Genomic DNA, 12,323 nt, shown 5'->3' on the forward strand with positions numbered 1-12,323 from the left:
TTTTGAAATGTAAGGCCTTTGAATAAGACAAAAGGCTGCCTCATCGCTAACTTTGCAACAGTGCCCGCGCAAGAATATTTTGCGCTTCGTCGTAGGCATCAATTCGCGAGGAGAGTTGTTGCGAAGAGAGGGCTTTGCGCAAAATGCTGTCAAACTCGGGATTGCACCAGTGGGCAAAATTGGTCTGCGAGTTAATGGCGGCACAGCTAAGCATCGGTCGGAAAAAGCTGTCAGGATCGTTACTGTCAGTTGCCCAACCGGACAACGTCAGATCATGGTTCATATCCATTAATCGCGCCTCCTGAAAACGGCCCTCTACCGGGATGATCTTCACTTTCACACCCACCTGAGCCATATCAGCCTGAATCAGCTCTGCGGTTTTCAGCGGACTGGGGTTCCAGGCCTGAGAGCTGGTAGGTACCCAGAGTTGTAACGTCAGGTTTTCCAGCCCCAGCGCTTTTAACTGCTCGCGCGATTTTGCCGGGTTGTACTCGGTAATTTTAGCTTCGTTGTCATAAGCCCACGAGGCGCGAGGCAAAATAGATGCCGCGGTTTCCGCCGTACCGTAGTAAATAGATTGCATTAACCGTTGGTTGTTAATGGCCAGCGCTAGCGCATGTCGTACGGCAGGGTTGTTCAACGGCGGTTTATCCGTGTTGAACGCCAGATAGGCGATATTCATCCCCGGACGCAGCGTCAGGCGCAGCCGCGGGTCATCACGCAGTATGCTGAGCTGGCTGGCGGCAGGCCATGCCAGGACGTCGCACTCGCCGGTCAGTAATTTCGATAAGCGTCCGGTCCCGCCAGAGCCGAGATCCACCACGACCTGCGGCATCAAGGGGGTACCACGCCAGAATTTTTCATGCCGTTGTAGGCGAATATATTGGCCTGCACGATTTTCTGAAAGTTGGTACGGGCCTGTGCCGACGGGTTGTCTGTCGAGTAATTCCTGGCGATCCTGTTTTGCTAATTTGGCGGCATATTCGGCCGACATCACAGAGGCATAATGTGTGGCAAGGTGCCACAAGAAGGAGGCGTCGGGTTGATTTAAGCGAAATTCAACGGTGTTGTTGTCCAGTTTACGCACGCTTTGGACGTTATCGGCGAACTGCAGGCTATCAAAATAAGGAAAACTGCTACCATTGACATTATGCCACGGATGCTGGCGATCAAAGATGCGCTCGAAGGTAAATACCACATCGTCCGCATTTAGTTTGCGGGTGGGCGTGAACCAGGCAGTCTTTTGAAACGGAACATCGCGTCGTAAATGGAAGCGGTAGGTTGCGCCGTTATCTAATACTTCCCAGCTTTCAGCCAGTTCTGGCACCAGGCGATAGGTGTAGGGATCGACATCAAGCAGTCGGTCATACAATTGGGCCGCTAATGTGTCTACGATGAGACCGCTGCTTGCTTTTTGTGGATTGAACGTATTGACCTGCCCGCTAACGCAATAGACAAAGCCACTGTCACGAATATCAGCGTACGAGGCCTGCTCAGGCGCAGCTGCAGCCTGACCACTCAGAAATCCAGCCATCACGATCAGAGATGATAAAACCAGGCGCATAATTTTAAAGGGTTATATATAAAGAAGCTATCTTACTAATACTTAATGACATTTGCCATTACCGTTTGTTTTTGGGGCAGTGGGGTTGATAACCGCGAATTCGACATCGCGTACTGGTCAAAATTCATACCCGCTATCCACTTTGCATATACTCTTGTAGCTATCTTAGCATTTTCATGGCCCCTCTGACTCGCTTAAACGCTGGATTTGCTGCCAGAGAGATTATGTGAGGTGTCTGACGGGGAAAATGAATCTGTTGTGTGGGAGGCGGGAAGAGTGAATTTCTTCCCGGCTGAGGTATTACTTCTGGATTTTATTAACGCGCACCACCGGCGGTTGCATTTTAGCGTCAAGGCTACCGTTAATGCTGATCATTTGATCGGGTTTTATCGTTCGGCCATCAAAGACCGCAAGCGGGATTAGCGTATTGATACTGCCGGTTTTGTCACGGAAGATAAACTTATCTCCTCCCTGATCCTCAATGAGATTACCTCGTAAAGAGATGGTCGCACCGTCATGCATGGTTTTAGCTTGTTCGACGGTCATGATTCTTGCATGTTCAGTGCCGCGATAGCCTTCATCCAGTGCATGGGCAGGTGGCGGGGCGGTATCTTTTTTCAATCCGCCATTATCATCGGCAAACGCTGATGGCAATAAAAAACAGAACAGTAAGGGGGCGAACGATATTTTCATAGAGCCTCCATTGAAATTGATTTGACTTATTAAGTTTGGTAGCTATTTATTAATCTGGCGAGTGGGATAAGTCTCAAATTGTAATTTTTCAATAAAACAACGGCTTGGTGTTATATAAGCGAGGCGGGGAGATGAACAGAGAGAAAACCCATTTTCAAGGAGTAAAAGAGAGCCTGCGTTTTCTGAATTTTGAATCTGGCTTTCACAAGATTGGTTTTATCTGTTTGCTCTGCATTGTTTTTCTTGCTTCGGTGGGAGCGTTTTCCGGCGGATATTTAAGTGAGGTGACGAGAAAAAACACCTTAAAGACAACAGGGTTACAGTACGAAAGGTTTGGGCGCTTGCAAACGGAATTTAAATTTAAAATCTCTGCACAAAAGTATGATTCTGTGAACAAGACGTTGCGCATTGGCGGCGATTTCAACAAATTTTATGAAATGGAAAATATTTGGCCGCAGCCAGACAGCATGTACAGCAAGGGGAACGATCTTTACCTCGTCTACAATGATTCTGAAGCAATGCAGAACTTTACTATCTGGCTGCGGGTTACGCCCGTGAAGCCAGGAAGCGTAAAGAGTTTTCTCCAGCTAAATGGCGAACCTGAAATCCGCTTCAGACAATTTATTTATCCCTAGGAGGTGAGTATGGAGATGGTCTTCCGGGCATCCGCCATTTACCTTATTTTGCTGGTGGTTTTCAAAATAGCAGGTCGCCGGGCATTATTACAAATGACCAGCTTCGATCTGATTTTATTACTGATTATCAGTGAAGCAACTCAACAAGCCTTGTTGGGTAATGATTTTTCGATAACCGGCGCCATGATCACGATTGTCACTCTGGTTACTATTGATATTCTGTTCGGTTTCATTAAAAAAAAGGTGGGTGGGGCCGAATCCGTGCTGGATGGTTCCCCGGTTATCCTGCTTGATCACGGGATCCCTTTATTAGATAAAATGAAGAAAGTGGATGTCTCTCTTGAAGATATATTAGTCGCTGCGCGACAAAATCAGGGGATTACCGAATCAAGTAAAATCAAGTATGCCATTCTGGAACGCAACGGACATATTTCTGTCATTCCTGAAGAGAATTAGCGAGGCGGTAATGAATACGGAGTACAATGACGCAAAAACAGTCAATGAACTGACAAAACGGCTTGCAAACACGCTCATTGATAGCGATTTAACGTTGACCACCGCAGAATCCTGTACAGGAGGAAAGCTGGCCGCGGCGCTTTGCGCACAGGCGGATACCGCAGAATTTTATGATATCGGCGTTATAACCTTTAGCGATCGCGCCAAGCAGAAAATGCTCGACGTGCGGGCCAGTACGCTGAAGAAATATAGCGCCGTTAGTGAGCAAACGGTCAGTGAGATGTCTGTAGGAATACGTCAGCAAGCCGAAACCGATATCAGTATAGCCATCAGCGGATATGCAGGGCCGGAGGGTGGGGAGGATGGTACTCCCGCAGGAACCGTGTGGTTTGCGTGGAATTTCCGCGGACAGATAATAACAAAACGTGAGTGTTTTTCCGGGGATTGCCAGGACGTCATTGAAAAGGCGGTACGTTTTAGCCTGGCGGTATTGATTGAAGAAGTGTCAGCCTGGAAGAACAAATAAATAAACCAGGACTTATCCTAGGAAATATTTCAATGCTATGTGAAGTTATCGTCGTGAGAGCCAGGTTAATATTAGGAGAAAATTAAGTGGTAGGTAAATTATAAAGACCATGTCATTCATTTTGTTCTACGCTTATTAGTCTTTGCGATGAATGATGACTCACGAGAGGTGATTGAATGACTGACCTAAATAAAGGAAAACAGACCACCAATAAAACTAATTCAGAGCGTTTTCCGCAGCCGCCTTTTCCACATCAAAAACAACCTTTTCCGGGGCTCGCCGGAAAAATGCAACCGCGCCCCGATCATGGCGAACAAAGCTATCAGGGAAGCGGCAGGTTAAATGGTCGCAAGGTATTAATTACCGGTGGTGATTCAGGTATTGGGCGTGCTGTTGCCATTGCCTATGCCCGCGAAGGCGCCGATGTCGCGATTAATTATTTACCTGAAGAAGAGGACGATGCTCGTGAGGTTGTTGAGTTGATAAAAAAAGCTGGGAGAAAAGTTGCGGCGATTCCCGGCGATATTCGTGACGAAACTTTTTGTAACCATCTGGTAAAACAGGCGGTAGACGCGCTGGGAGGGTTGGATATCCTGGTGAATAACGCAGGCCGTCAGCAATTTTGTGAATCGATCGAAGACCTCACCACAGAAGAATTTGATGCGACATTCAAGACCAATGTCTACGCCATGTTTTGGATCACCAAGGCGGCTATTCCCCATTTCTCCCGAGACAGCGTGATTATTAACACCTCATCGGTACAGGCTTATGAGCCGAGTGAGATCCTGCTTGATTATGCTCAGACCAAGGCGGCGATAGTGGCATTTACTAAATCGCTGGCGAAGCAACTGGCCCCTAAAGGGATCCGTGTAAATGCTGTCGCGCCTGGGCCGTACTGGACGGTATTGCAGTGCTGCGGCGGCCAACCACAGGAAAAAATTGAGAAATTTGGTGCAAATGCGCCGCTTGGTCGCCCTGGCCAACCGGTAGAAATTGCTCCGCTGTATGTCACTTTAGCGGCTGAAGAGAACAGCTATACATCCGGTCAGGTATGGTGTTCTGACGGGGGGACCGGAACCCTCTGACGTTTATGCCCCCGAAGTCGAAACGTCTGAGGGGGAAAGCCAGCCCGGACAATATTGTATAAGGGCAGGGGGCGGCATATACCGCTCCCTGAACATTAACCCATGACAGCGATACCAAGACGTTCCAGGAGCAACGATGCCTGGTAGCTGTCCAGTTTGACGCCTTGCAAATCAACCCCGCGGATATCTAAATCGCCCAGTTCCGAATTGGTCAAATCACAGTGCGTAACGTTTGCTGCTCGCCAGTCGAAGGATGAAAACTCGCCGCCAGAGAGGTCTGATCCACTGAACGTTGCGCCCAGCACCTGAGTACCCATCCAGCGGTTTTCCCACAGCTCGCACTTTTCCAGTACGACTTTTGAAAAGTTGGCGTAGCTTAAGTTGGTATTGGTGATATAGGCGCTACAAAACCAGGTGCGGGTGGTGATCATATTCATAAAACTTGCGCCGCGAAAATCTGACCCTTGTGCCCGGCAGTGGCGAATTTCGATTCCCAGCGCATTGATATTCCTGAAATCAGCCATGGAGAGATCACAACTTTTGAAAATGGCATCTTTCAGGTTAGCGCGACTAAAATTACATCCTTTCTGACTTTCTCGATCATAAAACTGGCAGCCAATAAATTCAGTGCCGCTAAGGTCGGCACCCGAAAAATCACAGTTGAAAAATGTGCTATTTTCAACTTTTTCACCGGTGAACCTGTTTCTGTCAATTTTTTCGCCAACTAACGCCAGAGTCATCATGATTAACCTGTTTTTTTATACAGTGATTGCAACATGGTAAACTGTTTTAACTCTCGCGTCCAACGTCTGCCCCTGCACGCTAAATTTGGTGTTTCTTCAGTAATGCGCGGAGTTGATGGTAGGTCAGACCTAATAATTCAGCGGCTTTTTTCTGATTAAATTTCGCCTGCTGTAAGCTGGTTTGCAAAAATTCCTTCTCCTGCTGCTGTTGGAATTCACGCAGATCCAGCGGTAGGGTTACTGATGTATGTCTGGTTTCTTGCGCCAGCGGCGGTGCGGCGTGACGCCTGAACGGGTCAATCACAATCTCATTCAGTGGGTAATCGCTGGTCCCGTGTCGGTATACCGAACGCTCCACGACGTTTTTCAGTTCACGAATATTGCCCGGCCAACGGTAGTGGAGGAGCGTTTCTTTGGCCTCATCGGTGAACCCAGGAAACAACGGTAACCCGATCTCACGGCACATCTGAATGGCAAAATGTTCAGCCATTAACATGATATCGCTTTGACGTTCGCGTAACGGGGGAAGTTGCACCACGTCAAAGGCCAGACGATCCAGCAGGTCGGCGCGGAACGTGCCTTCACTCACCATGCGTGGCAGGTCGGCGTTGGTTGCGCAAACCAGTCTTACATTGACCTGCAGAGGTTGGCTACCGCCTACGCGTTCCAGCTCTCCGTACTCAATAACGCGCAGCAGTTTTTCCTGTACCAGCATCGGGGCGGTTGCCAGTTCATCAAGAAACAGTGTGCCGCCATCGGCGCGCTCGAACCGACCTGGGTGACGTTTCTGCGCGCCGGTAAAGGCGCCCGCTTCGTGCCCAAAGAGTTCGGAATCAAGTAAATTTTCGTTGAGCGCGGCGCAGTTAAGTGAAATAAACGGGCCTTGCCAACGGGTTGAGAGGTAGTGCAGGCGGTTGGCGATAAGCTCTTTCCCTGTTCCTCGTTCCCCAATGACCAGCACAGGTTTATCCAGCGGCGCGAGACGAGAAACCTGCTCCAGCACTTCAATAAAGCTGTTCGCTTCGCCCAGCAGATTATCTTTGTATCCTGCCATGATGAAATTCACCATTTGTTAGTGTTATTCACCAATTTACCCTATTTATCCCGACAGGTAAAATTAGTTATTTTCAAATATTTCAATGAATTAAAAAGTTGGCATGCGAAGTGCATTAGAACAGCAGCAGGGCATTGCCCGATATCAGAACAGTAAGTGAGGATTACATTATGGGTATTTTTTCTCGTTTTGCCGACATCGTGAACGCCAACATTAATGCGTTGCTGGAAAAGGCTGAAGATCCGCAGAAGCTGGTGCGGTTGATGATCCAGGAAATGGAAGACACGCTGGTTGAGGTGCGCTCCAACTCCGCACGCGCGCTGGCAGAAAAGAAACAGTTATCGCGTCGTATTGAACAGGCCAGCGCCCAACAGGCAGAGTGGCAGGAAAAAGCAGAGCTGGCGCTGCGTAAAGAAAAAGAAGATTTGGCGCGTTCTGCGTTAATCGAAAAGCAGAAACTGACTGACCTGATTGCCTCCCTGGAGCATGAGGTGACGCTGGTTGACGATACGCTGGCGCGTATGAAAAAAGAGATCGGTGAACTGGAAAACAAACTCAGTGAAACCCGTGCTCGTCAGCAGGCATTGATGTTGCGCCATCAGGCGGCGAGTTCTTCCCGTGATGTTCGTCGTCAACTGGACAGCGGCAAACTGGATGAAGCGATGGCTCGCTTTGAATCTTTTGAGCGTCGTATCGATCAAATGGAAGCTGAAGCTGAAAGCCATAACTTCGGTAAGCAGAAGTCTTTGGATCAGCAATTTGCTGACCTGAAAGCAGATGATGAAATCAGCGAGCAGTTGGCGCAATTGAAAGCCAAAATGCAGCAAGACAAGCAATAATAATATCTGGCGGTGCCCGAACGCGCCGCCGCTCATCACCTGTAAGGAGTACTCATGAGCGCGCTATTTCTGGCCATCCCGTTAACCATCTTTGTGCTGTTCGTCTTACCGATTTGGCTCTGGCTGCATTACAGCAATCGTTCCAGTCGCGGCGAGCTGGCGCAAAGTGAACAACAGCGTCTGGTAGAACTTAACCAGGACGCACAGCGGATGCGTGAGCGCATTCAAGCGCTGGAAGACATCCTTGATGCTGAACATCCAAACTGGAGGGACCGCTAATGGGGGGCGTTAATCTGAATAAAAAACTGTGGCGTATACCGCAGCAGGGCATGGTGAAAGGGGTTTGCGCGGGTATTGCGCATTATCTCGATGTTCCTGTGAAACTGGTGCGGATCCTGGTGGTGCTGTCCATCTTTTTTGGTCTGGCCTTTTTCACCTTTGTCGCCTACATCGTACTGACGTTTGTGTTGGATCCGATGCCAGACAACGTGGTTTCCGGAGAACAGCAGCCATCAAGCGGTGAGCTATTGGATGCTGTCGATCGTGAACTGGCTGCAAGTGAAAAGCGTTTGCGTGAGATGGAGCGTTATGTAACGTCTGATACTTTTACATTACGCAGCCGCTTCCGCCAATTGTGAGGTTAGAAATGAATAATCGCTGGCAACGTGCCGGGCAAAGGGTTAAGCCGGGCATTAAAATAGCAGGTAAGCTGGTGCTACTGACTGCGCTGCGCTATGGCCCGGCTGGGGTAGCAGGGTGGGCGGTGAAGTCCGTGGCCCGACGTCCGCTAAAAATGTTGCTGGCGTTAGTATTGGAACCTTTGTTGAGCCGGGCAGCGACAAAATTGTCGAAACGCTATTCAGGTAATCAACCCTGATATCCGAAACAACAAAAGCAAGCAACATTTAGTCAACATTCCCCCAGTTAATTTGCGGCAGAGTAGTCTCTTGTGTCATGGGATCGCTACCAATAGAAATGAAGGTGAAAGCGACAGACTCCATTATGCAGGTATCGGTGTGAATTACGCATTCTAAAATGCACTGGGGCATTGTTATGCCCCAGTTTTTATACCAGTGAGTCGGCTAACGATATTTGTGTACCCACGGTGATATTTTGTAAACCTTTCTCACCGGCAATCAGGCTAAATAATAAATTACAGCTTTGTTCGCCGAGCTGCTGGGTTGGGACATCAATGCCTCCCGGCACGGGCGTCAGCATAAATGACAACAGTTCATTACAGTGACGGTATACGGCACCGGCTTGCCGTCACGGGTCATAGACAGACGCGATTCCAGATTTTTGACATCAGCGGGGGCATTGAAGGTCAGGCCGATAATGGCGTGTTTTTTCATCGGATCTTGCGGATCCTGATAGAACTCCGCCCGGCCGCCGCGATAATAAAACTCAGGGGTGGTAAAGGTTTTTTGTTTCTCTGTTAACGCCACCTGCGGAGCCAGCAGTGTTTTGGCATCCATATCGACGGTGTAGGTTTTCCCCATCGGGAAGGTTTTTTTCGCCGTGAATACCAGCTTACGGTCATTACGCCACTGCCACTCACCTTCCATTGCGGGGGTCAGGGTAATACCGGCGGTGACCGGTTTACCGATCAGCGTTACCGGTGCGGCAGAGCGGGAGAATGTCACCACCACAATCTGCGCTGAATTATCATCACGGTTATAATTAACCGCCGAAGGGCGCTGCACAGACGCGGAAATATCCTGCACCACCAGCGGCGCAACATCCACCGGCTTCGGTTTGTTCTGATACCAGTGCCAGGTGTAATAACTGCCCGCTGCCACCGCAGCAGTCAGTAATAATAAGGCAGATATGGTTTTCGGATAGCGGTTGCCCCCCCGCTCCAGCCGGGCAAGCTGATTACCGGCAAAGGTCACCCAGCCCGGCACCGCCCAGCGGATCCGTCCGGTGAACGGGCGCAGCAGAAAACCCAGCAGAGTAAAGAGATAAACAAGACTGCGAGCCGCCAGACGCAGCAAAATAAAAGGTAAGCGGAGGATAAAACGCAGAACGTCCATGACAACATTTTCCTCTGTGTGTTGAGACTGACATCAGTTTGCCGCAGCACACAGTGAAATCCGGTTCAGCCGGAAGCTGTCAGTGCCCGATACTCTCATCCTCCATAAAACAGCCCATAAAGCAAATTATTGCATAAGGAATAATCTTAAATTACGGCCCCGGCGTATCCGCAGGGGCCTGTTCAGGAAAAAAATTATTCCAGTGCACTCAAAATAGCCTGTGCAGCTTTGACTCTTTCGGTATTCGGGTAGTTTTTATTCGCCAGAATCACAATCGCCACCTGTTTTTCCGGAATAAAGGCGACATAGGCGCCGAAACCAGTTGTTGCGCCCGTTTTATGCACCCAGGAAGCACGGTTATACGGCTGAACCTGGTTGTCTGTTACCGGATGCGGCTGCAATGCGACCTCGTTGGTCACACCGTTAATGATCATATCTTTCTGCTGCGGCCAGTCATACATTTCCCAGCCCAGCCCCTGGTTAATCGCGGCGGTTTTATAGTAGCGGGTCTGGGCGAGATACATTGCCATTTCCAGATCCGCATTACCGGCCCGTGACGGCTCCATATTCATTTCCGCCCAGCGCAGCATATCTTTTGAGGCGGATTTCACGCCGTAAGATTCCGCATCAAGCTGTCCCGGCGACACGCGGACCGGTTTTTTGTTTTTATAACCGTACGCATACTGGCTTTGCGCACTTTCCGGCACAGTAATAAAGGTGTGAGATAACCCCAGCGGTGCCAGGATCCGTGCAGTCAGCAACTGCTCATACGGCATCCCCGCCGCGTTTGCGGTCAGAGCACCAAACAGGCCGATACTGCTGTTTGCATACAGACGCATATCGCCCGGTTTCCGGGACGGCTGCCACTGCTGATAGAAATTCAGCAGATCCGCACGGCTTTTTACCGCATCCGGCACCTGTAACGGCAGTCCGCCTGCGGTATAGGTAGCCAGATCCAGCAATGTGATCCCCTTCCACTGCGGCAGAGCCAGCTCCGGCTGGTATTTTGCCGCCGGATCATTCAGCGCCATCTCTTTTTTCGCCACAGAAACCGCACCCAGCACACCTGTGAAAGTTTTACTTACAGATCCGAGCTCAAATAGTGTATTTTCAGTGACCGGCTGTTTTGCCTGAATATCGGCAAAACCATAATTGAAATAATAGGGCTTACCCTTTACGGAGACGGCAACCGCCATCCCGGGAATATCCTGCTGTGCCATCAGCGGTTTAATGGTGCTGTCCACCACCGCCGCGACATTATCAGCGGCAGAAAACCCCGGGGCGGAAAACGCCAGCAGAGCGGAAATCAGTGTTGCAGATAACGATTTTTTCATCAGAATTAACCTTCCGTGTGTGAGTAACGGCGGCAAGTATCGTCAGATTCACCGGACAGAACAAACGGTTATTTATAACAAGAGCCTAAAGAAAAACTTACAGGTGGATTATGGTCAGACGTTATCTCCCCCTTAACCCGCTGCGCGCCTTTGAGGCCGCCGCCCGTCATCTCAGTTTTACCCGCGCGGCGATTGAGCTGAATGTCACCCATGCCGCCGTCAGCCAGCAGGTCAGGGCGCTGGAAGAACAACTCGGCTGTGTGCTGTTTACCCGCGTCTCGCGCGGGCTGGTGCTGACCCATGAAGGTGAGGGATTACTGCCGGTGCTCAATGAGGCGTTTGACCGGATTGCGGATACTCTGGAGTGTTTTTCTCACGGGCAGTTCCGTGAGCGGGTGAAAGTCGGTGCGGTGGGAACATTTGCCGCAGGCTGGCTGCTGCCGCGTCTGGCCGGATTCTATGACAGCCATCCGCATATTGATCTGCATATCTCCACCCATAACAATCATGTGGACCCGGCGGCGGAAGGGCATGATTATACGATCCGTTTCGGTAACGGCGCGTGGCATGAGTCAGATGCGGAACTGATTTTCAGTGCACCACACGCTCCGCTGTGCTCACCGGCCATTGCAGAACAGTTACAGCAGCCGGATGATGTTCACCGCTTTACCCTGCTGCGCTCATTCCGCCGGGATGAATGGAGCCGCTGGCTGGATTGTGCGGGCGGCACACCGCCTTCCCCGTCACAGCCGGTAATGGTGTTCGATACCTCACTGGCCATGGCCGAGGCGGCACAACTGGGTGCCGGGGTAGCGATCGCACCGGTATGTATGTTCAGCCGCCTGTTACAGTCAGGCGCACTGGTACAGCCGTTTGCCGCAGAAATCACCCTCGGCGGCTACTGGCTGACGCGGTTACAGTCCCGTACGGAAACCCCGGCCATGCAGCAATTCGCCCGCTGGCTGCTGAATACGGCGGCGGCGTAAAACTCACTCACCTTCCAGGCTTTTTACCCGCAAATCATCACCTTCACTGATGCGCAGCCGTTCACTGCCGCAGTGCGGACAGCATCCGGCGTGCTGCATGATTTCGGCCTCACGGCTGCAATCCCAGCACCATGCCTGTGCCGGGATAACATCAATATGCAGTGTGCAGCCCTGCGCCACGGTATCACGGCAGGCGATATCAAAACAGAAATGCAGTGCACTCTCCTCAACATCCGCCAGTGCGCCGACTTCCAGCCAGACATCCGTTACCCGCGCAATGCCGTGCTGTTCAGCCTGTTCGCGGATAATGTCCGCCGCACCGAGGGCTTTACTAAGCTTGCCCCTTCCGCCGTTGTCATAATCGGTTATGGCATC

Annotated in this window: 15 protein-coding genes and 2 pseudogenes; 9 read left to right on the forward strand and 8 right to left on the reverse strand. The window is 50.5% G+C overall.

The genetic code is table 11. The features are described 5' to 3' along the window. Positions 1–58: 58 nt before the first annotated feature. Both sapA and HX884_RS22640 read right to left on the reverse strand, forming a co-directional pair. Positions 59–1,564, reverse strand: a pseudogene (gene sapA, locus HX884_RS22635) (ABC transporter substrate-binding protein SapA); the annotation flags it as partial. 300 nt (positions 1,565–1,864) lie between these two features. After that, positions 1,865–2,257: a YdeI family stress tolerance OB fold protein gene (locus tag HX884_RS22640; protein ID WP_178328825.1), complete on the reverse strand. Its 393-nt coding sequence runs from the start codon at positions 2,255–2,257 to the stop codon at positions 1,865–1,867. A 131-nt stretch (positions 2,258–2,388) separates the two neighbouring features. Between HX884_RS22640 and HX884_RS22645 the strand changes: the two genes are divergently transcribed. From HX884_RS22645 to HX884_RS22660, 4 genes are all read left to right on the forward strand, one after another. Further along, positions 2,389–2,892, forward strand: coding sequence for a hypothetical protein (locus tag HX884_RS22645; RefSeq protein ID WP_004193267.1), 504 nt, complete (start codon positions 2,389–2,391; stop codon positions 2,890–2,892). A 9-nt stretch (positions 2,893–2,901) separates the two neighbouring features. Next, positions 2,902–3,348: a DUF421 domain-containing protein gene (locus HX884_RS22650; protein ID WP_004193264.1), complete on the forward strand. Its 447-nt coding sequence runs from the start codon at positions 2,902–2,904 to the stop codon at positions 3,346–3,348. Between the two features lie 10 nt (positions 3,349–3,358). Next, positions 3,359–3,874, forward strand: a complete 516-nt coding sequence (locus HX884_RS22655; RefSeq protein ID WP_017900989.1) for a 2-oxo-tetronate isomerase — start codon at positions 3,359–3,361, stop codon at positions 3,872–3,874. Positions 3,875–4,050: 176 nt separating this feature from the next. Continuing rightward, on the forward strand, positions 4,051–4,959 hold the full coding sequence (locus HX884_RS22660; protein ID WP_004193260.1) for an SDR family oxidoreductase: 909 nt from the start codon (positions 4,051–4,053) through the stop codon (positions 4,957–4,959). 95 nt (positions 4,960–5,054) lie between these two features. On the opposite strand, the gene HX884_RS22665 is transcribed toward HX884_RS22660, so the two are convergent. Continuing rightward, positions 5,055–5,699 (reverse strand): quinolone resistance pentapeptide repeat protein QnrB4, encoded by a 645-nt coding sequence (locus HX884_RS22665; protein ID WP_017900990.1) that lies wholly within the window; start codon positions 5,697–5,699, stop codon positions 5,055–5,057. A gap of 82 nt (positions 5,700–5,781) precedes the next feature. Beyond that, positions 5,782–6,771 (reverse strand): phage shock protein operon transcriptional activator, encoded by a 990-nt coding sequence (gene pspF, locus HX884_RS22670; RefSeq protein ID WP_017900991.1) that lies wholly within the window; start codon positions 6,769–6,771, stop codon positions 5,782–5,784. 155 nt (positions 6,772–6,926) lie between these two features. On the opposite strand from pspF, the gene pspA reads away from it, so the two are divergent. The 4 genes from pspA to pspD are packed head-to-tail and all read left to right on the forward strand — an operon-like array spanning position 6,927 to position 8,472. Continuing rightward, positions 6,927–7,595 (forward strand): phage shock protein PspA, encoded by a 669-nt coding sequence (gene pspA, locus HX884_RS22675; RefSeq protein ID WP_003020532.1) that lies wholly within the window; start codon positions 6,927–6,929, stop codon positions 7,593–7,595. 54 nt (positions 7,596–7,649) lie between these two features. Then, a complete protein-coding gene (gene pspB, locus HX884_RS22680) occupies positions 7,650–7,874 on the forward strand; it encodes an envelope stress response membrane protein PspB (protein WP_004193245.1) in 225 nt (74 codons plus the stop codon). After that, the gene (gene pspC, locus HX884_RS22685; RefSeq protein ID WP_004193243.1) at positions 7,874–8,233 is read left to right on the forward strand and encodes an envelope stress response membrane protein PspC; all 360 of its coding nucleotides are present in this window, start codon (positions 7,874–7,876) and stop codon (positions 8,231–8,233) included. The genes pspB and pspC overlap by 1 nt, the downstream gene beginning before the upstream one ends. An 8-nt stretch (positions 8,234–8,241) precedes the next feature. Next, on the forward strand, positions 8,242–8,472 hold the full coding sequence (pspD, locus tag HX884_RS22690; RefSeq protein WP_004193241.1) for a phage shock protein PspD: 231 nt from the start codon (positions 8,242–8,244) through the stop codon (positions 8,470–8,472). 188 nt (positions 8,473–8,660) lie between these two features. On the opposite strand, the pseudogene HX884_RS27345 reads toward pspD, so the two are convergent. From HX884_RS27345 to HX884_RS22700, 3 genes and pseudogenes are all read right to left on the reverse strand, one after another. Continuing rightward, a pseudogene (locus HX884_RS27345) lies at positions 8,661–8,849 on the reverse strand (LacI family transcriptional regulator); the annotation flags it as partial. Then, entirely contained in the window at positions 8,807–9,628 is an 822-nt protein-coding gene (locus HX884_RS22695) for a hypothetical protein (RefSeq protein WP_013214003.1), read from the reverse strand. The gene HX884_RS22695 and the pseudogene HX884_RS27345, both read right to left, overlap by 43 nt. A 194-nt stretch (positions 9,629–9,822) precedes the next feature. After that, positions 9,823–10,962, reverse strand: a complete 1,140-nt coding sequence (locus tag HX884_RS22700) for an extended-spectrum class C beta-lactamase DHA-1 (RefSeq protein WP_004236386.1) — start codon at positions 10,960–10,962, stop codon at positions 9,823–9,825. Positions 10,963–11,072: 110 nt separating this feature from the next. On the opposite strand from HX884_RS22700, the gene ampR reads away from it, so the two are divergent. Then, the gene (ampR, locus tag HX884_RS22705; RefSeq protein ID WP_004193231.1) at positions 11,073–11,948 is read left to right on the forward strand and encodes a LysR family transcriptional regulator AmpR; all 876 of its coding nucleotides are present in this window, start codon (positions 11,073–11,075) and stop codon (positions 11,946–11,948) included. A 3-nt stretch (positions 11,949–11,951) separates the two neighbouring features. Here the strand turns inward: ampR and hypA are convergent, their stop codons facing one another. Continuing rightward, the gene (hypA, locus tag HX884_RS22710) at positions 11,952–12,317 is read right to left on the reverse strand and encodes a hydrogenase maturation nickel metallochaperone HypA (protein WP_025999322.1); all 366 of its coding nucleotides are present in this window, start codon (positions 12,315–12,317) and stop codon (positions 11,952–11,954) included. Positions 12,318–12,323: the final 6 nt, after the last annotated feature.

The sequence above is a fragment of the Enterobacter sp. SECR19-1250 genome (assembly GCF_013391025.1).
GTDB lineage: Bacteria > Pseudomonadota > Gammaproteobacteria > Enterobacterales > Enterobacteriaceae > Enterobacter > Enterobacter cloacae.

What these genes read in the sequence shown, in the direction of transcription:
- HX884_RS22640 (WP_178328825.1), bottom strand. Translation starts at nt 2,257, where the DNA reads ATGAAAATATCGTTCGCCCCCTTACTGTTCTGTTTTTTATTGCCATCA.
- HX884_RS22645 (WP_004193267.1), top strand. Translation starts at nt 2,389, where the DNA reads ATGAACAGAGAGAAAACCCATTTTCAAGGAGTAAAAGAGAGCCTGCGT.
- HX884_RS22650 (WP_004193264.1), top strand. Translation starts at nt 2,902, where the DNA reads ATGGAGATGGTCTTCCGGGCATCCGCCATTTACCTTATTTTGCTGGTG.
- HX884_RS22655 (WP_017900989.1), top strand. Translation starts at nt 3,359, where the DNA reads ATGAATACGGAGTACAATGACGCAAAAACAGTCAATGAACTGACAAAA.
- HX884_RS22660 (WP_004193260.1), top strand. Translation starts at nt 4,051, where the DNA reads ATGACTGACCTAAATAAAGGAAAACAGACCACCAATAAAACTAATTCA.
- HX884_RS22665 (WP_017900990.1), bottom strand. Translation starts at nt 5,699, where the DNA reads ATGACTCTGGCGTTAGTTGGCGAAAAAATTGACAGAAACAGGTTCACC.
- pspF (WP_017900991.1), bottom strand. Translation starts at nt 6,771, where the DNA reads ATGGTGAATTTCATCATGGCAGGATACAAAGATAATCTGCTGGGCGAA.
- pspA (WP_003020532.1), top strand. Translation starts at nt 6,927, where the DNA reads ATGGGTATTTTTTCTCGTTTTGCCGACATCGTGAACGCCAACATTAAT.
- pspB (WP_004193245.1), top strand. Translation starts at nt 7,650, where the DNA reads ATGAGCGCGCTATTTCTGGCCATCCCGTTAACCATCTTTGTGCTGTTC.
- pspC (WP_004193243.1), top strand. Translation starts at nt 7,874, where the DNA reads ATGGGGGGCGTTAATCTGAATAAAAAACTGTGGCGTATACCGCAGCAG.
- pspD (WP_004193241.1), top strand. Translation starts at nt 8,242, where the DNA reads ATGAATAATCGCTGGCAACGTGCCGGGCAAAGGGTTAAGCCGGGCATT.
- HX884_RS22695 (WP_013214003.1), bottom strand. Translation starts at nt 9,628, where the DNA reads ATGGACGTTCTGCGTTTTATCCTCCGCTTACCTTTTATTTTGCTGCGT.
- HX884_RS22700 (WP_004236386.1), bottom strand. Translation starts at nt 10,962, where the DNA reads ATGAAAAAATCGTTATCTGCAACACTGATTTCCGCTCTGCTGGCGTTT.
- ampR (WP_004193231.1), top strand. Translation starts at nt 11,073, where the DNA reads ATGGTCAGACGTTATCTCCCCCTTAACCCGCTGCGCGCCTTTGAGGCC.